Below are 18,881 nucleotides of genomic sequence, written 5' to 3' on the forward strand. Positions count from 1 at the left end.
TCAAGTCAGCTGGTTCCACTTAAGGAACCGGTCCGGTAGCACCCGCTGCCGGGTGCTACCCCTATAGGAGATCGCCATGGCCGGATCCGGCAACGATCGCGTCCCCGCCCCGTCCTTCAACCCCTGGACGGCCGCCTATGAATATGCCGTGGACGCCTGGCAGCGCGGCGTGCTGTACGCCGACGTCATGCGCCAGCGCGGCAACCAGTACCACGACCACATGGCCAAGCGGGCCCCCAACGTGCTCAGCATGGAGTACGAACTGGTGCTGGACGGCCGCGAACTGCCGCGCCCGGTCAACTACGGCCTGCTGCGCATCAAGCCGCCGGAAGGCGTGGCGGTCGACCCGATCAAGCGCCCTTTCCTGGTGGTGGATCCGCGCGCCGGGCATGGACCCGGCATCGGCGGCTTCAAGCCCGAAAGCGAGATCGGCGTGGCGGTGCGCGCCGGCCATCCCTGCTACTTCGCCACCTTCCTGCCGCAGCCCGTGCCCACCCAGACCGTCGAAGACGTGATGAAGGCCGAGGCCCACTTCCTGGAAGAAATCATCGCGCGCCACCCCGACGCCGAGGGCAAGCCGGTGGTGGTGGCCAACTGCCAGGCCGGCTGGCAGATCATGATGACCGCCGCCGTGCGCCCCGAGCTGTTCGGCCCCATCATCATCGCCGGCGCGCCGCTGTCGTACTGGGCCGGCTGGCGCGGCATGAACCCGATGCGCTACGCCGGCGGGCTGCTCGGCGGCAGCTGGCTCACCGCCCTGACCAGCGACCTGGGCGACGGCAAGTTCGACGGCGCCTGGCTGGTGCAGAACTTCGAGAACCTCAACCCCGCCAACACGCTCTGGTCCAAGCAGTACAACCTGTACTCCAAGGTCGACACCGAGGCCGGCCGTTACCTCAGCTTCGAGAAATGGTGGGGCGGCCACGTGTTCCTGAACGGGCCGGAAATCCAGTACATCGTCGACAACCTGTTCGTCGGCAACCGCCTGTCGACCGCCGGGCTGGTCACGTCCGACGGCATCCGCATCGACCTGCGCAACATCCGCTCGCCGATCGTGGTGTTCTGCTCCAAGGGCGACAACATCACCCCGCCGCCGCAGGCGCTGGGCTGGATCCCGGACCTGTACCAGGACGACGCCGAGGTGCTGGCGCACGACCAGACCATCGTCTATGCCGTGCATGAGAGCATCGGCCACCTTGGTATCTTCGTGTCCGGCAGCGTGGCGCGCAAGGAACACCAGGAATTCACCTCCAACATCGACATGATCGATGTGCTGCCGCCCGGCATCTACCAGGCCGAGATCACCGACAAGACGCCGGACACGCCCAACGCCGACCTGGCCTACGGCAACTACGTGCTGTCGTTCGAGCAGCGCCGCATGGACGACGTGCGCGCCATCGTCGAGCGCAAGGAAGACGACGACCTGCGCTTTGCCGCCGTGGCCCGCATCTCCGACATCAACCTGGGCATGTACCGCAGCTTCGTGCAGCCGTGGGTGCGCGCCCTGGTGACGCCGCAATCGGCCGAATGGAGCCAGCGCCTGCATCCGCTGCGCCTGCCTTATGAACTGGTGTCCGACCGCAATCCGCTGATCGCGCCGATCGCGCAGGTGGCCGAGCAGGTGCGGGAGCATCGGCAGCCCGTATCGCCCGACAACCCGTTCCTGCTGGCCCAGGAGATGTTTTCGAAGCTGGTCGAGACCAGCCTGAACATCTTCCAGGAACTGCGCGATTCGGCCGACGAGCGCACCTTCATGAGCGTCTATGGCTCGCCGCTGGTGCAGGACCTGGCCGGCCTGGGCGGCAAGGACGGCCAGCCGCGCCGCCACCCCGGCGTGTCGCCGGAACACCGCCGCTTCATGGAAGAGCGCGCCGCCGAACTGCGCTCGCTGCTGCAGGAAGGCGGCCTGCGCGTGGCCGCCATCCGCATGCTGCTGTACGTGGCCGGCGCCGAGGGCGGCCTGGACGAGCGCAGCTTCGCGCTGATCCGCAAGATGCGCGCCGAGGCCGGCAACGCCATGACGCTGCAGGAATTCAAGGACATCACCCGCGACCAGGCCATGATGATGCGGCTGGACTCGGCCGCCGTGCTGCAGACGATGCCGAAGCTGCTGGAAGGCTCGTCGCCGGCCGCCATCCGCGAGGCGCTGGCAGCGATGAAGCACGTGCTGGAAGCGGCCGAGCCGCTGAGCCCCGCCGCGCGCGCCAGCCTGGCCGAGATGGAGCAGATCTTCGAGGCCGCCGCGCGCCGCGCGCAGAAACACGAGCCGGCGCCGGCCGCGCGCAAGGCCGTGCGTGCCGCGACCGCCAGCCTGGAGCCGTCCAGCGGGGGCAAGCCTGCCGCCAGGAAGCCGGCCGCGGCCAGACGCATTGCCGCGACCTCGGCCGGGGACGCAGCGCCCGCGACTTCCCCCCGCCGCGCCCCCGCTAACCTGGCCGCCGCCAAGTCCACGCCGCAGACCGCCGTCAAGGCTGCCACGGCTGGAAAAACGGCCGCCAGAAAGCCCGCGCCCGCGCGCGTCCGCAAACCCGCCACCGCCAAGGCCAAACCGGAATGAGCCTGCCCACCTCCACGCACTACGACAAACTGATCGCGCGCGCCCAGACCCTGGCGCCCGCGGCCTGCGCCATCGCCCATCCCTGCGACGAGCCGTCGCTGTCGGCCGCGCTGGAAGCGCGTGACCTGGGCCTGCTGCGTCCCATCCTGGTGGGCCCGGAACACAAGATCCGCGACACGGCCGCGCAGTACAGGCTGAACCTGGGCGATGCCCGCATCGTCGATGCGCCGCACAGCCACGCCGCGGCCGAGACCGCCGTGGCGCTGGTGCGCGGCGGCGAGGCCTCGCTGCTGATGAAGGGCAGCCTGCACACCGACGAGCTGATGCACGAAGTGGTGGCGCGCGCCACCGGGCTGCGCAGCGGCCGCCGCATCAGCCATGTGTTCATCATGGAAGTGCCGACCTACGCCGAGCCGCTGTTCATCACCGACGCGGCCATCAACATCTTCCCGGACCTGGAAACCAAGGCCGACATCATCCGCAACGTGATCGACCTGCACCACGGCCTGGGCCTGGGCGAGCCGCGCGTGGCGATCCTGTCGGCGGTCGAGCAGGTCACGCCCAGCATCCCCAGCACCATCGAGGCGGCCGCGCTGTGCAAGATGGCCGACCGCGGCCAGATCGCTGGCGGCGTGCTGGACGGCCCGTTGGCGCTGGACAACGCCATCAGCCCCGATGCCGCCCGCATCAAGGGCATCCGCTCGCTGGTGGCGGGCGTGGCCCAGGTGCTGGTGGTGCCCGATCTGGAAGCCGGCAACATGCTGGCCAAGAACCTGACCTTCCTGGCCAACGCCGAGGCTGCCGGCATCGTGCTGGGCGCGCGCGTGCCCATCATCCTGACCAGCCGCGCCGACAGCCCGCGCTCGCGCCTGGCGTCGTGCGCGGTGGCGGCGATCTACGCGCACCACCTGGCCACGCAGCAGGCGCGTCCGCTGGCCTAGGACCGGCCGACAGGCCGTGAATGAGCGGCGGGGCCCCGGCCCTGCCTTGTCCCTTGCATCAAGAGGCGATCGACTCCATGTCCGACACCATTCTCGTCATCAACGCCGGCAGTTCCAGCATCAAGTTCTACCTGTACGACATCGACGACAAACAGGCGCTGGCGCCGCGCCTGGGCGGCCAGCTCGAAGGCATCGGCACCCGCCATCCGCGCCTGCGGGTGCGCGACGCCGCCGGCCAGACGCTGGTGGAACGCGACATCGCGCCCAGCCACGCGCCCGATGTGCCCAACGGCCAGGAGGTGGTCGGCACCTGGCTCAGCGGCCACCTGGGCGGCGCGCCGCTGGCGGTGGGCCATCGCGTGGTGCACGGCGGCCCCGACCTGGCCGAGCCGGTGCTGATCGACGACGCCATCCTCGCCAAACTGGACACCTTCACGCCGCTGGCGCCGCTGCACCAGCCCAACAACCTGGCGCCGATCCGCGTGATCCGCGAGCGGCGCCCGTGGATTCCGCAGGTGGCCTGCTTCGACACCGCCTTCCACCGCAGCCATTCGGACGTGGCCGACCGCTACGCCCTGCCCGAGCATCTGTACCAGCAGGGCGTGCGGCGCTACGGCTTTCACGGCCTGTCGTACGAATACATCGCGCAGCGGCTGCGCCAGGCGCTCCCCGAGATCGCCATGGGCAGGATCATCGCGGCGCACCTGGGTTCGGGCGTGTCGGCCTGCGCCATGCACCAGGGCAAGAGCGTCGACAGCACCATGGGCTTCACCGCGCTCGAAGGCCTGCCGATGGGCACGCGGCCGGGCCGGCTGGATGCCGGCGTGGTGCTGTGGATGATGGAACAGGGCATGTCGCACGACGACATTGAACATGTGCTGTACCACGACTGCGGCATGAAGGGCCTGTCGGGCATCAGCAACGACATGCGCGAGCTGCTGGCCAGCGACGCGCCGTCGGCCAGGCTGGCGCTGAAGTACTTCGCCTGGCGCGTGGCCGAAGGCATGATCGGCCTGGGTTGCGCCATGAACGGCATCGACGCCATCGTCTTCACCGCCGGCGTCGGCGAAAACTCGGCCGAGATCCGCCAGGCCATCAGCGAGCATTGGGGCTGGCTCGGCATCAAGCTGGATCCCGAGCGCAATGCGCATCACGGGCCGCGCATTTCCAGCGACGACAGCCGCATCGGCGTGTACGTGGTGCGCACCAATGAAGAACTGATCATCGCGCAGCACACGCTGGCCCTGGTGAAACAACGATGAGCGCCGCCCTCCCTCTTGCCGGCAAGCGCGGCCTGGTCACGGGCATCGCCAACGCCGACTCCATCGCCTGGGGCTGCGCCAAGGCGTTCCGCGCCATGGGCGCGGAACTGGCCGTGACCTACCTGAACGACAAGGCCCGCCCGCACGTCGAGCCGCTGGCGCGCCAGGTGGACGCGTCCCTGCTGATGCCGCTGGACCTGCTGCGCGAGGGCGAGCTGGAGGCGGTGTTCGAGCGCATCGCCGCCGAATGGGGCGGCCTGGATTTCGTGCTGCATTCCATCGCCTTTGCCCCGCGCGACGACCTGCACGGCCGCGTCACGGACTGCTCGCGCGCCGGCTTCCTGACGGCCATGGATGTGTCGTGCTGGTCGTTCATCCGCATGGCCAAGCTGGCAGAGCCGCTGATGCCCGGCGGGGGCGCGCTGTTCTGCATGAGCTACTACGGCTCGCAGATGGTGGTCGAACACTACAACATGATGGGTCCGGTGAAGGCCGCGCTGGAATCGGCCACCCGCTACCTGGCGGCCGAACTCGGCCCGCAGGGCATCCGCGTGCATGCGATTTCACCCGGGCCGCTCAAGACCCGCGCGGCCTCGGGCATCGCCGAATTCGACGCGCTGCTCGACCGCGCCCAGGCCAAGGCGCCGGCGCGCAGCCTGGTCTCCATCGACGACGTCGGCGAGGCCACCGCCTGGCTCGCCACCGACGCCGCCCGCCGCATGACCGGGCAGACGCTGTACATCGACGGCGGCTATCACATCATCGATTGAGGCCGCGCCACGGCGCACGCGGTGGCGCGACGAGGCCGGGTGGCGCCCCCGGATCGGCGCGGGCGGCGGCCCAACGCGGCGGCGACCTCGCCCGCCAGAACGGTCAGGACAGCGTGGCCGGCGCCGGCCCCTGACGCCAGCGCTCGATCGCCTCGACCGCCTGTTCCGGCGAAGGGAAGATCTTGTCGCGGCCGATGCGCTCGGCCAGGCCCGAGCGCTCAAGCGCCATGCGGAACTGCCCGTGACCGCCGGCCACCAACAGCACCATGCCGCGGTCGCGCAGCTCGCGCCGCAGTTCGTACAACGCTTCGATGGCGTCGGCGTCGGCCTGCGTCATGGCCTCGGCGTCAAGCACGAACCAGGTGATGTCGCCAGCCTGCTCGATGATCTCGCGCGCGCGGCGCCGGAACGCATCCGCATTGAAGAACCACACCGATGACTCGAACAGCCAGATCACCGCGCCGGGCACCGGCTGCGCCTGCGGGTTCAGGTGCATCTTGCCCAGCACCGATTCGCCCGGCAGGCGGCCCAGCAGGGCATCGCGCGGGTTGCCGGAAACATACATGGCGTACAGCAGCGTGGCGCCGACCGACACCGCCACGCCCTGCAGCACGCCGAAACCCACCACGCCGACGGCCGCCAGGATGCCGAAGGCCAGCTCAATGCGTGAAATGCGCGCCAGCCGCATGAAGGCCTGGCCGTCGAACAGGCTGGCGGCCGCCAGCAGCAGGATCGCCGACAGCACCGCCTGCGGCAGCCAATAGAGCGGCGCGCTCAGCAGGCCCACCACGACGGCCAGCGCCACCGCCGCGCTCACGCCCACCAATGGCGACGAGCCGCCCGCGGCCAGGCCCACCGCCGTGCGCGAATCGGCCCCCGTCACCACGAAGCCCTGGAACAGTCCGGCCGCCACGTTGGCCGCGCCGAAGCCGACCAGTTCCCGGTTCGGATCGACGTGTTCGCCGGTGCGCGCGGCGAAGCTGCGCGCGGTCACGATGCCGCTGGAAAAACTCACCACCAGCACGCCCGCCGCGCCCAGCAGGATGTTGTCCACGCCGTCGAGCCGCACCGGCAGCCGCAGCGCCGGCAGGCCCGCCGGCACCTCCCCCACCACCGCGATGCCAAGGCTGGGAAAATCGAACAGCCACGACAGCAGACAGGCGCCCACCACCAGCATGATCGGCCCGGGCCAGGTCGGCCGCCAGCGCTTGATCGCCACCAGCAGCAGGCACGACGCCAGCCCCAGGCACAGCGTCGGAATGCGGATTTCCGACACGCGCCGCGACAGCTCCAGGAACGGATGCACCAGCCCGCTGTTGCGCAGGCCCACGCCGGTCAGGCCGCTCAGTTGCGACAACGCCAGCGTCACCGCCACGCCCGCCATGTAGCCGATCAGCACCGGCCGCGACAGCAGGTTGGCCAGCACGCCCAGGCGCAGCACCCGCGCAATCAGGCAGCCCGCCCCGACCGTCAGCGCGATGCTGGTCGCCGCCGCCAGGCGGTCCTCGGGCGTGGTCAGCGCCATGCCCGTCAGGGTGGCCGCGATCAGGGTGCAGGTGGCCGTGTCCGGCCCCACGATCAGCGTGCGCGACGACCCGAACAGTGCGTACCCCAGCATGCCCGCGATGGCCGCCCACAGCCCCGCCACGGGCGGCACGCCCATCATCGCGGCGTAGGCCAGTCCCACCGGCAGCGCCACCGCGGCCACGCTCAGGCCAGCGGCGATGTCGCGGCCGGCGGACTCCCGGGTGATGCCCCGGAAATTGTTCAGGCCAGGGAGAAATCGTAGATTCATGGGACTGCGGGGCAGAGGAACAAAGGGGAAGGAAACCGCGGCGCGGACGAGCGCCAAGCCTACACCAGTCTACGTTCCTGAAACCGCGGGTAAATCAAACGGTGCCGCTGTGCCGCCGTGCCTGGACTCGGACCATCATTCCAAAAAGGAATGAAATTCCTTAAATATTTATCCCTTTTTATCAAGAGAGGGATTGCGTAGAGTGCTCAACACAACAAACGCGGCCCCCAGCCGCCCCGAAGCCGCCCGCGCGGCCCTCGGACAACAGCGCGGCCGCTCGCCGGACCGCGCATCAGGAGACTCCATGCCCCACGCCTTCCTGCGCCGCGCCGCGAGCGCGCTCGCCCTGGCCGCGTTCGCCGCCGTTCCCGCCCTGTCGCACGCCCAGGCCTACCCTGACCGCCCCATCAAGCTGGTGGTGCCGTGGCCTCCCGGGGGCGCCACCGACGCCTTGGGCCGGATGCTGGCCCAGCGCCTGACCGAACGCCTGGGCCAGACCGTCATCGTCGACAACAAGGCCGGCGCCGGCGGCAACATCGGCACCGCCGCGTTCGTGCGCGAGAAACCCGATGGCTACACCCTGCTGGTCGCCACCAGTTCGACCAACGCCGCCAACCCGCACCTGTACGCGCGCCTGGGCTTCGATCCGGTCAAGGATTTCACGCCGGTGGCCTTCGTCGCCGAGATCCCCAACATCCTCGAAGTGCCCAAGCAGTCGCCCTACCAGTCCGTGCGGCAGCTGGTGGACGCCGCCAAGGCCGCGCCCGGCAAGCTCAACTACGGTTCGGGTGGCGTGGGATCGTCGCAGCACCTGGCCGGCGCCATGTTCAAGGCCCGCACCGGCGTCGACATCCTGCACATTCCGTACAAGGGCAGCGGCCCCGCGGTCTCCGACCTGCTCGCCGGCCAGGTCGACATGATGATCGACACCGGCTCGCTGGCCCAGGTCCAGGCCGGCGCCCTGCGCGCCCTCGCGGTCGCCTCGCGCCAGCGCCTGCCCGCCCTGCCGAACGTGCCCACCTTCGCCGAAGCCGGTGTCAGCGACATGTATGCCTCGGCCTGGTACGGCATCGTCGCCCCCGCCGGCACGCCCGATGACGTCGTCGCGCGCCTGAACCGCGACATCAACGCCATCACCGCCGACCCCGCCATGCGCCAGCGCATGGAATCCATGGGCGCCATCGTCCCCGCCGGCCAGACGCCCGCCGAGTTCGGCGCGTTCATGCGCGCCGAGATCGATCGCTACGCCGGCATCGTGAAACTGTCGGGCGCGAAGATGGAATAAGCGCCACCCGACCGCGCCGCTGCGCAACACGGCGGCCGCATTTCATGGCCGTGGCGATCCATACGCCCCATCGACCCATGTCCCCCCGGGCGACGGCAGCCAGTATGAGCCCGGGTCCACGAAAAAAGCCGCTCCAAAAGGAGCGGCTTTTCCTCGTGCGGGCGGAAAGACTACTTGGCCCGCTCTTGCAGCACGGCCACCGCCGGCAGGGTCTTGCCTTCCAGGAACTCCAGGAACGCGCCGCCGCCAGTCGAGATGTAGCCGACCTGCTCGCCGATGCCGTACTTGGCGATCGCGGCCAGCGTGTCGCCGCCGCCCGCGATCGAGAAGCCCTCGGAATCCGCGATCGCCTGCGCCACCACCTTGGTGCCGTTGGCGAACTGGTCGAACTCGAACACGCCGACCGGACCGTTCCAGACGATGGTGCCGGCCTGCTTGAGGATCTCGGCCAATTGCTGCGCGGTCTGCGGGCCGATGTCCAGGATCATGTCGTCGGCGGCGACTTCATCGGCCGCCTTCACGGTGGCCTCGGCGTCCGCGCCGAACGCCTTGGCGCACACCACGTCCACCGGGATCGGCACATCCGCGCCGCGCTGCTTCATCAGCTCGATCACGGCGCGCGCCTGCTCCACCTGGTCCGGCTCGGCCAGCGACTTGCCGATCGGCAACCCGGCGGCCAGCATGAAGGTGTTGGCGATGCCGCCGCCCACCACCAGCTGGTCGACCTTGTCGGCCAGCGATTGCAGGATCGACAGCTTGGTCGACACCTTGGAGCCGCCAACGATCGCCACCAGCGGACGCTTCGGCTCGTGCAGCGCGCGGCCCAGCGCGTCCAGCTCGGCTTCCAGCAGCGGGCCGGCGCAGGCCACCGGCGCGAAGCGCGCGATGCCGTGCGTGGTGGCCTCGGCGCGATGCGCCGTGCCGAAGGCGTCATTGACGTAGACGTCGCACAGCGCCGCCATCTTGCGCGACAGCGCCTCGTCGTCTTTTTTCTCGCCGACGTTGACGCGGCAGTTTTCCAGCAGCACCACCAGGCCCGGCTCGACCTTGACGCCGTCGACCCAGTCGCGCACCAGCGGCACGGGCATGCCCAGCAGCTCGGACAGGCGCTGGCCGACCTTGGCCAGCGAATCGGCCTCGGTCAGCACGCCCTCTTTCGGGCGGCCCAGGTGCGAGGTGACCATCACCGCGGCGCCGGCGTCCAGCGCCAGGCGGATGCCGGGCACCGAGGCGCGGATGCGGGTGTCTTCGGAAATGCGGCCGGCGTCATCGAACGGCACGTTCAGATCGGCGCGGATGAACACGCGCTTGCCGGACAGGGCGCCGGCCTTGGCCAGCGCGGACAGGGTATTGACCTTGGACATAATGCTTTGCGTCTCCTAGAGTTGGCGAACGAAGGGGACGAACCCGCTTTCCGCCGTGGCGGAAAACCTGTTCGTCCCCTTCGGTTCGACAGCGATGCTTACTTGGCCGACATCAGCGCGACGGTGGTGTCGAGCATGCGGTTCGAGAAGCCCCACTCGTTGTCGTACCAGGACGAAACCTTGACCAGGCGGCCCGAGACCTTGGTCAGCGACGCGTCAACGGTGCTGGAGGCCGGGTTGTGGTTGTAGTCCACCGAGACCAGGGGTTCGGTGTTGTAGTCCAGGATGCCCTTGAGCTCGCCTTCCGAGGCGGCCTTCAGGATGCTGTTCACTTCCTCGACGGTGGTGTCGCGCTTGGCCACGAAGGACAGGTCGACGATCGACACGTTGATGGTCGGGACGCGGATGGCGTAGCCGTCCAGCTTGCCGTTCAGCTCCGGCAGCACCAGGCCGACCGCGGCGGCGGCGCCGGTCTTGGTCGGGATCATGCTCATGGTGGCCGAACGGGCGCGGCGCAGGTCTTCGTGGTAGACGTCGGTCAGGACCTGGTCGTTGGTGTAGGCGTGGACGGTGGTCATCAGGCCGTTTTCCAGGCCCAGCTGGTCGTTCAGCGGCTTGACCAGCGGGGCCAGGCAGTTGGTGGTGCACGACGCGTTCGAGATGACGGTGTCGGTCGACTTCAGCACGCCGTGGTTGACGCCGTAGACGACGGTGGCGTCAACGTCCTTGCCGCCCGGGGCCGAGATGATGACCTTCTTGGCGCCGCCCTTGATGTGCGCGCCGGCCTTTTCCTTGGTGGTGAAAAAGCCCGTGCATTCCAGCACCACGTCGACCTTCAGCTCGCCCCACGGCAGTTCGGCCGGGTTGCGGTTGGCCAGCACGCGGATCTTGTCGCCGTTGACGACCATGTACTCGCCGTCGACTTCGACGGTGCCCGGGAACTTGCCGTGGGCGGTGTCGTAGCGGGTCAGGTGGGCGTTGGTCTTGGGATCGCCCAGGTCGTTGATGGCGACGATTTCGATATCGTGCTTCTTGCCACCTTCATAGTGGGCACGCAGGATGTTGCGGCCGATGCGACCGTAACCGTTGATGGCGACGCGAATGGTCATGACTAGGCTCCTTTTTTACAGAACTTGCTTGACGGTCTCGGCCACCTTGTCGGCGGTCAGCCCGAAGAACTTGAACAGCGCACCCGCCGGGGCCGATTCGCCGTAGCGGTCGATGCCGACCACGGCGCCTTCCAGGCCCACGTACTTGTGCCAGAAGGCGGTCACGCCGGCCTCGACGGCCACGCGCGGCAGCCCCTTGGGCAGCACCGATTGCTTCCAGGCGGCGTCCTGCTTGTCGAACACGTCGGTGCTCGGCATGGACACCACGCGCACCGCGATGCCTTCCTTGGCCAGCTGGGCTTGCGCGTCCAGGGCGATGGCGACTTCGGAACCGGTGGCGATGATCACGGCGCGGGCGCCGTCGGCGTCGCGCAGCACGTAGCCGCCGCGGGCGATGGCGTCCACGGTGGCGGCGTCGCGTTGCACGAACGGCAGGTTCTGGCGCGACAGCAACAGCGCCGTCGGGCCGCCGTCATGCACGTCCATGCCGATGCTGGCAGGGCGCGTCACGGCGGCGTTCCAGGCCACGGCGGTTTCGGCCGTGTCGCAGGGACGCCAGAGCGACAGGTTGGGGATCAGGCGCAGGCTGGCGGCGTGTTCGATCGACTGGTGGGTCGGGCCGTCTTCGCCCAGGCCGATGGAGTCGTGCGTGAACACGTGCACCACGCGCTGCTTCATCAGCGCGGCCATGCGGATGGCGTTGCGCGAGTAGTCGGAGAACGTCAGGAAGGTGCCGCCGAACGGCAGGTAGCCGCCATGCAGGGCCACGCCGTTCATGATGGCGGCCATGCCGAATTCGCGCACGCCGTAGTTGATGTGGCGGCCGAACTGGATGCCCTTGTCGCCGGCGCGCACCGCGCCCACGCCCTTCCAGTCGGTGAAATTGGAGCCGGTCAGGTCGGCCGAGCCGCCCAGCATTTCCGGCAGCGCGGCGGCCAGCGCCGTGATCGCGAACTGCGAGGCCTTGCGGGTGGCGACGGTTTCGGCCTTTTCCAGCGTGGCGTTCAGGAACGCCTTGAATTGGTCGGCGTAGCCGGCGGGCAGCTCGCCCTTCATGCGGCGCGTGAACTCGGCGGCCTCGGCCGGGAATTCGGCGGCGTAGGCGTCGAACGCCGACTGCCATTCGGCCTGCGCGGCGGCGCCGGTCTTGCGGCCGTCCCAGCCGTCGTAGATGTCCTGCGGAATCTGGAACGGCTCGGCCGACCAACCCAGCGCGGCGCGGGTGGCGGCGATCTCGTCCTTGCCCAGCGGGGCGCCGTGCACGTTGTGGGTGCCGGCCATGTTGGGCGAACCCTTGCCGATGACGGTGCGGCAGACGATCAGCGTGGGCTTTTCCGATTGCGCGCGGGCGGCCTTGATGGCGGCGTCCACGGCGGCGGCGTCGTGGCCGTCGATGCCGCGGATGACGTTCCAGCCGTAGCCCTCGAAGCGCTTGGCGGTGTCGTCGGCGAACCAGTGCTCGACGTGGCCGTCGATCGAGATGCCGTTGTCGTCATACAGCACCACCAGCTTGGACAGCTTGAGCGTGCCGGCCAGCGAGCACACTTCGTGCGAGATGCCTTCCATCAGGCAGCCGTCGCCGGTGAAGGCGTAGGTGTGGTGGTCGACGATGGTGTGGCCGGGCTTGTTGAACTCGGCGGCCAGCAGCGCTTCGGCCAGCGCCATGCCGACGGCATTGCCCAGACCCTGGCCCAGCGGGCCGGTGGTGGTTTCCACGCCCGGGGTGATGCCCACTTCGGGGTGGCCCGGCGTCTTGGAATGCAGTTGGCGGAAGTTCTTCAGTTCTTCGATCGGCAGGTCGTAGCCGGTCAGGTGCAGCAGCGCGTAGATCAGCATCGAGCCGTGGCCGTTGGACAGCACGAAGCGGTCGCGGTTGGCCCAGGCGGGATCCTTGGGGTTGTGGCGCAGGTTGCCGATCCAGAGGGCCTGGGCGATTTCCGCCATGCCCATGGGAGCGCCCGGGTGCCCGGAGTTCGCTTGTTGCACGGCATCCATCGCGAGGGCGCGGATGGCATCCGCCAAGGCAAGTTTAGGGGCGGTCGGATTGCTCATTCGGAAGGCTCTTTGAGGCTGGCGCGCCCACGCAGGAAATGGGGGCCAGTTGAGTAGGTTGCGAAGCAGACGATTTTAACACCTGGGGATGGCCGGGCCGGTGGCGGGTGGCGGGGTCCGCCAGATGGACGATGGCCCGCGGCGGAATCGCGGTAGCCCCCAGGGGGGAGACAGCCATGTCATGGCGTAGTTGCCACAATTGCGGCGGGGCGGTCCGAGATTCATGATGGCCTGGCACAGCCCTATGTCGGAATCCGTATCATGATTGCCATGTTGAGCTTCACCATTCCCGCCGCCGGCATCCTGGCCCTGCGCAACGCGCTCGGCGAGGAACGCGCCATCGCGGTGGCGCAGGCGCTGGAACAAGCCCGCCTGCAGGGCGAGGCCGATCTGCTCAAGCGCTCGCAGGACGAGGCCCGCGCCGAACTCCACGCCTATCCCCTGTCACGCGTCGACTACGCCCGCGAAAGGGCTGAACTCGAACGCGACATCGCCAGGCGCGCCGCCCAGGACCAATTCGACAGACTCGTCGAAGTCGTCGCGCAACTGCCCACCCGCGAGGAACTCAAGCGCTTCGCCACCCACGAAGACCTGGCCGAGGTGCGCCACGACCTCCTGCGCCTGGACAAGAAAATGACGGTCGGCTTCCTGACCCTGCTGACGCTGCAACTGGCGTCCAGCGCCCCCACCCTGATCGACTGGGGCATCAAGGTGGTAGGCTACGCGCTCAGGTGACCCGGCGACGAACCAGGCCCTGAACCGCCGGGGCGCCGCCCGGGCCGCGCCCCGGGTCTCCGCCCGGCCCCAATGTCCGCTTTCCGTCCGCCACCGCAACATCCATGTCCGCACCTCGCTTCTTCTGCGACGCTCCCCTGTCCGCCGGCGCCCGCATCGCCCTGCCGGAGGCCCTGGCGCACCACGCCATCCGGGTGCTGCGGCTGCGCGCGGGGGAAACCCTGGCACTGTTCAACGGCCAGGGCGGCGAGTACCCGGCGGTGCTGGAAATCGAGGGCAAGGCCGGCTTCGCCCAGCTGGGCGCGTTCGACCCGCGCGAAGCCGAGCTGGCCGGCCGCATCACCCTGGTACAGGGCCTGCCCGCCGGCGACAAGATGGACTGGGTGGTGGAAAAAGCCGTCGAGCTGGGCGCCGCCCGGGTCTGTCCCATCGCCGCGCAGCGCAGCGTGCTGCAACTGGCCGGCCCGCGGCTGGAAAAGCGGGTGGCCCACTGGCAGCGTATCGCGCAGTCGGCCGCCGAACAGTGTGGCCGCAACCGGCTGATGGCGGTCGACGCCCCCGTGACGCTGGCCGACTGGCTGGCCCTCCCGGCCGACGGCCTGCGCCTGCTGTGTCATCCGGACGCCGATGCCGACCTGGCCGGCCGGCTCGGCGCCACGCCGAACCTGCAATCGTTGACGCTGCTGGTCGGCCCCGAAGGGGGCTGGTCGGAAAAGGAACTGGCGCAGGCGCGCGAGGCGGGCGTCCAGGCCGTCAGGTTCGGCCCGCGCGTGCTGCGCACGGAAACGGCGGGATTGGCGTTGATTTCAGCGGCCGGCGCCTTGCTCGGCTGGTGATCGGCGTCCCGCCCCGGGACATGACAGGCAAATGACCCACGGGCCGGCGGCGCAAGCGCCCCTGCCAGGACCTTCAGTCGTTCTCGCCGTAGGGCGCGGCGGCCACGCCGGGTTCCGGGTCCGGGTGCTTGCCCGCGTGCTCCACCACATACGCAAACGTGCGGCCATTCTCGTGGGCGAATTCGGCGGCGTCGGCGCACACCGACTCGATACGGGCGGCGTCTTCCTCCAGCGCCGGGTCGCCGGAATGCAACTTGTACAGCCACAGCACCACGCCCGTCTTGTGATCCAGCACGGTATCGCACAGGCAGTCGTAGAGCGCGTCGAGGTTGCCGCCGAAATACTCGGGGAAGTCCACCGCCTTGACGATGGCGCGCAGCACCGCGGAGCGGCTGCGGGCCGGGTCGCAATTGGCCACAAACAGTGCCAGGCCGAGCTCATGCGCGGCGTCGACCACGGCCTTTTTGTCCAGCCCGTCATGGGCCAGCGCTCCACCTCGCTTCAATTGCTTGTGCAGGGTAGATTGGGCATTGCGCGTCATGCCTGTGCCTCCTTGAAAAAGGCGATCACTTCATCGTTACGCTGCATCGTATCGGCATAACCCAGTTCGATCAATCGCTTGGTGTAGCTGGACTCGAACAACAGGTAGGACATCAGCGCCCCGCCCCCCGGACGGCTTGGGTCGGACGATACACCGAGTACGCGGAAAAGCGCACGGGCCTGGGGCGGCATATCGTCCAGGTGCTCCAGCGCCAGGGAATCCAGGGAGCGGCTCGGGGTAATCGTCAGCACCTGGATGCGGCGCACGGCGACCGGCTCGCCGTCCTCCCGGGGAACGACCTGGTCGACCAGGTAGTTCATCCGTTCCAGGCGTTCGACGTCCATCGACAGTCCGTCCAGGAAAATGCTGGACAGGGCGTGGCCGCCGACCTGGGCCAGGGAGGGGTATGGCGGCGATTCCTCGCGATGCTCCGGATGGGTATCGTCGCGAAAACCGGTGCCGATCACCAGCACCCGGTGCGCGCCCAGGTGGATGGCGGGGCTGATCGGCGCCAGCTGCCGCATGGAGCCATCGCCACACCACTCCCCCTTGCCATGCACCGTGATCTGCCTGGCTGGAAAGACGAAGGGAATGGCGGACGACGCCATCAGGTGGTCGACCGTGATCGGCGTGGGGATGGCCAGCCGCAGGTAGCGGTGCCAGGGCTCGATCGGCGTATGTGCCTGGTAGAAAGTCAGGTGCTCGCCGCTGGTGTAGCCCGAGGCCGTGATCGCCAGCGCCGACAGGGCGCCGCTTTCCAGGCTGGACTGCAGGTGGTCGAAATCCAGTACCCGCGCCAGCAACGCCTGCATCGGGCTGTTGTCCAGCAGCGACTGCGGCCGCTTGCGCGTCAGGCCGGAGTACATCCACCCCAGCGACAGCAGCCCCAGCCAGCGCACGCCCGTGCGGATCAGGCCGGGCGCGTCGGCCCGGTAGATCATGTCGGTATTGAGCGACGACCACAGGCGGCGGATGCGGCGCACCCCCAGGTGCGGCCGCTCGGCCCGGCAGGCCAGCGCGGCGGCGTTGATGGCGCCGGCGGACGTGCCGCAGATGATGTCGAAGGGATTCTTGAAACGCGAATGCCAGTCGGGGTCCAGCAGCTCCATGATGGCGCTGAGCACGCCGACCTGGTAGGCGGCGCGGGCGCCGCCCCCGGTCAGGACCAGGCCGGTCGGCGTGCGCGGGCACGCCGGACCGCCATTGGTGACTTCAACGCGGGGTATTGGCATCGACCACCGTCATCGCGGTCATGTTGACGATGCGGCGCACGGTCGAGCTGGAGGTCAGGATGTGCACCGGCGCGTTGGCGCCCAGCAGGAACGGGCCCACCGCGACGTTGCCGCCGGCCGCCGTCTTGAGCAGGTTGTAGGCGATGTTGCCGGCGTCCACGTTCGGGCACACCAGCAGGTTGGCCTCGCCCTTGAGCGTCGAGGACGGCAGGATGCGCAGGCGCAGGGCTTCATCCAGCGCGCAGTCGCCATGCATCTCGCCGTCGATCTCCAGTTCGGGCTCGGCGGCGCGCACCAGTTCCAGCGCGCGGCGCATCTTGGCGCCCGAGGCCGAGCTGCCCGAGCCGAAATTCGAGCGCGACAGCAGCGCCACCTTGGGCGCCAGGAACATGCGCTGCATTTCCTTGGCGGCGGCGATGGTGAACTCGGCGATCTGCTCGGCAGTAGGTTCGTCGTTGACGTGCGTATCCACCAGCACCACCGTGCGCTCGTTGAGCAGCAGGATGTTCATGGCGGCGTAGACGTTGCGGCCCGGCCGGCGGCCGATCACTTCGTCGATGAAGCGCAGGTGGTCGTGATAGGCGCCGACCGAGCCGCAGACCATGCCGTCGGCATCGCCCAGGTGCACCATCATCGCGCCGATCAGGGTCATGCGGCGGCGCATTTCCACGCGCGCCATTTCCTTGGTGATGCCACGGCGGCACATGCGTTCCCAGTACGTGGTCCAGTACTGGTGGAAGCGCTCGTCGTATTCCGGGTTGGTGACCTCGACGTCTTCACCCAGACGCAGGCGCAGGCCCAGCTTCTCGATGCGGGTCAGCAGCACCGACGGGCGGCCCACCAGGATGGGACGGGCCAGGCCTTCGTCCACCACCACCTGCACCGCGCGCAGCACGCGCTCGTCCTCGCCTTCGGCGAACACGATGCGGGCCGGACCGCCCTCGCGCACGATGCGCTTGGCCGCCGAGAACAGCGGCTTCATGAACGCGCCGGAGTGGTAGACGAACTGCTGCAGTTGCTCTTCGTAGGCTTCCAGGTCGGCCAGCGGGCGCGTGGCCACGCCGCCTTCCATGGCGGCCTTGGCCACCGCCGGCGCGATGCGCACGATCAGGCGCGGATCGAAGGGCTTGGGAATCAGGTACTCGGGGCCGAACGAGATATCGAAGGTGCCGTAGGCGGCGGCCACCACTTCGTTCTGCTCTTCCTCGGCCAGTTCGGCGATGGCATAGACCGCCGCCTTTTCCATCTCGCGCGTGATGGTGGTGGCGCCCACGTCCAGCGCGCCGCGGAAGATGTACGGGAAGCACAGCACGTTGTTGACCTGGTTCGGGTAGTCCGAACGGCCCGTCGCCATCACCACGTCGTCGCGCACGGAATGGGCGAGTTCGGGCAGGATCTCGGGCGTGGGATTGGCCAGCGCCAGGATCAGCGGACGCGGCCCCATCTTGGCCACCATCTCGGGCTTGAGCACGCCGCCGGCCGACAGGCCCAGGAACACGTCCGCGCCCTCGATCACTTCGGCCAGCTTGCGGGCGTCGGTCTTTTGCGCGAAGCGCGCCTTGTCAGGGTCCATCAAGGTGGTGCGGCCTTCGTACACCACGCCCTCGATGTCGGTGACCCAGATGTTTTCCAGCGGCAGGCCCAGGTCCACCATCAGGTCCAGACAGGCCAGCGCGGCCGCGCCGGCGCCGGAGGTCACCACCTTGACCTTGTCGATGTCCTTGCCCACCACTTTCAGGCCGTTGATGAAGGCCGCCGACACACAGATGGCGGTGCCGTGCTGGTCGTCATGGAAGACGGGGATCTTCATGCGCTCGCGAAGCTTGCGCTCGACCGTGAAGCATTCCGGCGCCTTGATGTCTTCGAGGTTGATGCCGCCGAAGGTGGCTTCCAGGCCGGCGATGATCTCGACCAGCTTGTCCGGGTCGGTTTCGTTGATCTCGATGTCGAACACGTCCAGGCCGGCGAACTTCTTGAACAGCACCGCCTTGCCTTCCATCACCGGCTTGGAGGCCAGCGCGCCGATGTTGCCCAGGCCCAGCACCGCGGTGCCGTTGGTGATCACGCCCACCAGATTGCCGCGCGCGGTGTAGCGGAACACGTTGGCCGGGTCCGCCACGATTTCCTCACAGGCCGCCGCCACGCCGGGCGAGTACGCCAGGGCCAGATCGCGTTGGTTGGTGAGCTGCTTGGTCGGGGTGACCGAGATTTTGCCGGGACGGCCGTGCTCGTGGTATTCAAGGGCGGCTTTGCGGAGGTTGGCATCCATAGGGGCGGCTACTGGCTAGAGTGAGGAACACGAAAGGGGGCAATTCTATTCCGATGGCGGACGGGGCGAAACGTTCCCTGCGGGCGCCGCCGGGGCGCACCGCCCGCAAGCCCCGGGCGCGCCGCCCATCTTA

Annotated in this window: 13 protein-coding genes and 1 pseudogene; 7 read left to right on the plus strand and 7 right to left on the minus strand. The window is 68.8% G+C overall.

Going from position 1 to position 18,881, the window contains the following annotated elements:
* The first annotated feature begins 76 nt into the window (after positions 1-76).
* The 4 genes and pseudogenes from ABFG95_RS08975 (at position 77) to fabI (ending at position 5,530) form a co-directional block, all read left to right on the plus strand.
* On the plus strand, positions 77-2,557 hold the full coding sequence (locus tag ABFG95_RS08975; RefSeq protein WP_348995777.1) for a DUF3141 domain-containing protein: 2,481 nt from the start codon (positions 77-79) through the stop codon (positions 2,555-2,557).
* Positions 2,548-3,498, plus strand: a pseudogene (locus ABFG95_RS08980) (phosphate acetyltransferase); the annotation flags it as partial. The gene ABFG95_RS08975 and the pseudogene ABFG95_RS08980, both read left to right, overlap by 10 nt.
* Before the next feature lie 77 nt (positions 3,499-3,575).
* Positions 3,576-4,760, plus strand: a complete 1,185-nt coding sequence (locus ABFG95_RS08985; RefSeq protein ID WP_068952082.1) for an acetate kinase — start codon at positions 3,576-3,578, stop codon at positions 4,758-4,760.
* Positions 4,757-5,530: an enoyl-ACP reductase FabI gene (gene fabI, locus ABFG95_RS08990; RefSeq protein ID WP_175203779.1), complete on the plus strand. Its 774-nt coding sequence runs from the start codon at positions 4,757-4,759 to the stop codon at positions 5,528-5,530. Before ABFG95_RS08985 ends, fabI begins: the two co-directional genes overlap by 4 nt.
* 103 nt (positions 5,531-5,633) lie before the next feature.
* On the opposite strand, the gene ABFG95_RS08995 is transcribed toward fabI, so the two are convergent.
* Positions 5,634-7,325 carry a SulP family inorganic anion transporter gene (locus ABFG95_RS08995; RefSeq protein WP_080977469.1) on the minus strand — a complete coding sequence of 564 codons (1,692 nt, stop codon included), beginning with the start codon at positions 7,323-7,325 and terminating at the stop codon, positions 5,634-5,636.
* 304 nt (positions 7,326-7,629) lie between these two features.
* On the opposite strand from ABFG95_RS08995, the gene ABFG95_RS09000 reads away from it, so the two are divergent.
* Positions 7,630-8,610, plus strand: a complete 981-nt coding sequence (locus ABFG95_RS09000) for a tripartite tricarboxylate transporter substrate binding protein (RefSeq protein WP_278992812.1) — start codon at positions 7,630-7,632, stop codon at positions 8,608-8,610.
* A 170-nt stretch (positions 8,611-8,780) separates the two neighbouring features.
* Here the strand turns inward: ABFG95_RS09000 and ABFG95_RS09005 are convergent, their stop codons facing one another.
* From ABFG95_RS09005 to tkt, 3 genes are all read right to left on the minus strand, one after another.
* Complete coding sequence (locus ABFG95_RS09005) at positions 8,781-9,974, minus strand: phosphoglycerate kinase (protein WP_049075572.1); 1,194 nt, start codon at positions 9,972-9,974, stop codon at positions 8,781-8,783.
* 98 nt (positions 9,975-10,072) lie between these two features.
* Positions 10,073-11,083 (minus strand): type I glyceraldehyde-3-phosphate dehydrogenase, encoded by a 1,011-nt coding sequence (gene gap, locus ABFG95_RS09010; protein WP_348995778.1) that lies wholly within the window; start codon positions 11,081-11,083, stop codon positions 10,073-10,075.
* 15 nt (positions 11,084-11,098) lie between these two features.
* Entirely contained in the window at positions 11,099-13,135 is a 2,037-nt protein-coding gene (gene tkt / locus ABFG95_RS09015; RefSeq protein WP_278992038.1) for a transketolase, read from the minus strand.
* Positions 13,136-13,396: 261 nt separating this feature from the next.
* On the opposite strand from tkt, the gene ABFG95_RS09020 reads away from it, so the two are divergent.
* Positions 13,397-13,870 carry a hypothetical protein gene (locus ABFG95_RS09020; RefSeq protein WP_278992036.1) on the plus strand — a complete coding sequence of 158 codons (474 nt, stop codon included), beginning with the start codon at positions 13,397-13,399 and terminating at the stop codon, positions 13,868-13,870.
* A 104-nt stretch (positions 13,871-13,974) separates the two neighbouring features.
* Complete coding sequence (locus tag ABFG95_RS09025) at positions 13,975-14,706, plus strand: 16S rRNA (uracil(1498)-N(3))-methyltransferase (RefSeq protein ID WP_278992034.1); 732 nt, start codon at positions 13,975-13,977, stop codon at positions 14,704-14,706.
* A 73-nt stretch (positions 14,707-14,779) separates the two neighbouring features.
* On the opposite strand, the gene ABFG95_RS09030 is transcribed toward ABFG95_RS09025, so the two are convergent.
* From ABFG95_RS09030 to ABFG95_RS09040, 3 genes are read right to left on the minus strand one after another with little or no spacing between them, the layout of a single operon-like run.
* On the minus strand, positions 14,780-15,247 hold the full coding sequence (locus tag ABFG95_RS09030; RefSeq protein WP_006385613.1) for a barstar family protein: 468 nt from the start codon (positions 15,245-15,247) through the stop codon (positions 14,780-14,782).
* On the minus strand, positions 15,244-16,479 hold the full coding sequence (locus ABFG95_RS09035; RefSeq protein ID WP_278992031.1) for a patatin-like phospholipase family protein: 1,236 nt from the start codon (positions 16,477-16,479) through the stop codon (positions 15,244-15,246). Before ABFG95_RS09035 ends, ABFG95_RS09030 begins: the two co-directional genes overlap by 4 nt.
* The gene (locus ABFG95_RS09040; RefSeq protein WP_059272390.1) at positions 16,460-18,748 is read right to left on the minus strand and encodes an NADP-dependent malic enzyme; all 2,289 of its coding nucleotides are present in this window, start codon (positions 18,746-18,748) and stop codon (positions 16,460-16,462) included. Before ABFG95_RS09040 ends, ABFG95_RS09035 begins: the two co-directional genes overlap by 20 nt.
* Positions 18,749-18,881: the final 133 nt, after the last annotated feature.

The organism is Achromobacter sp. HNDS-1 (genome assembly GCF_040084795.1).
GTDB lineage: Bacteria > Pseudomonadota > Gammaproteobacteria > Burkholderiales > Burkholderiaceae_B > Achromobacter > Achromobacter ruhlandii.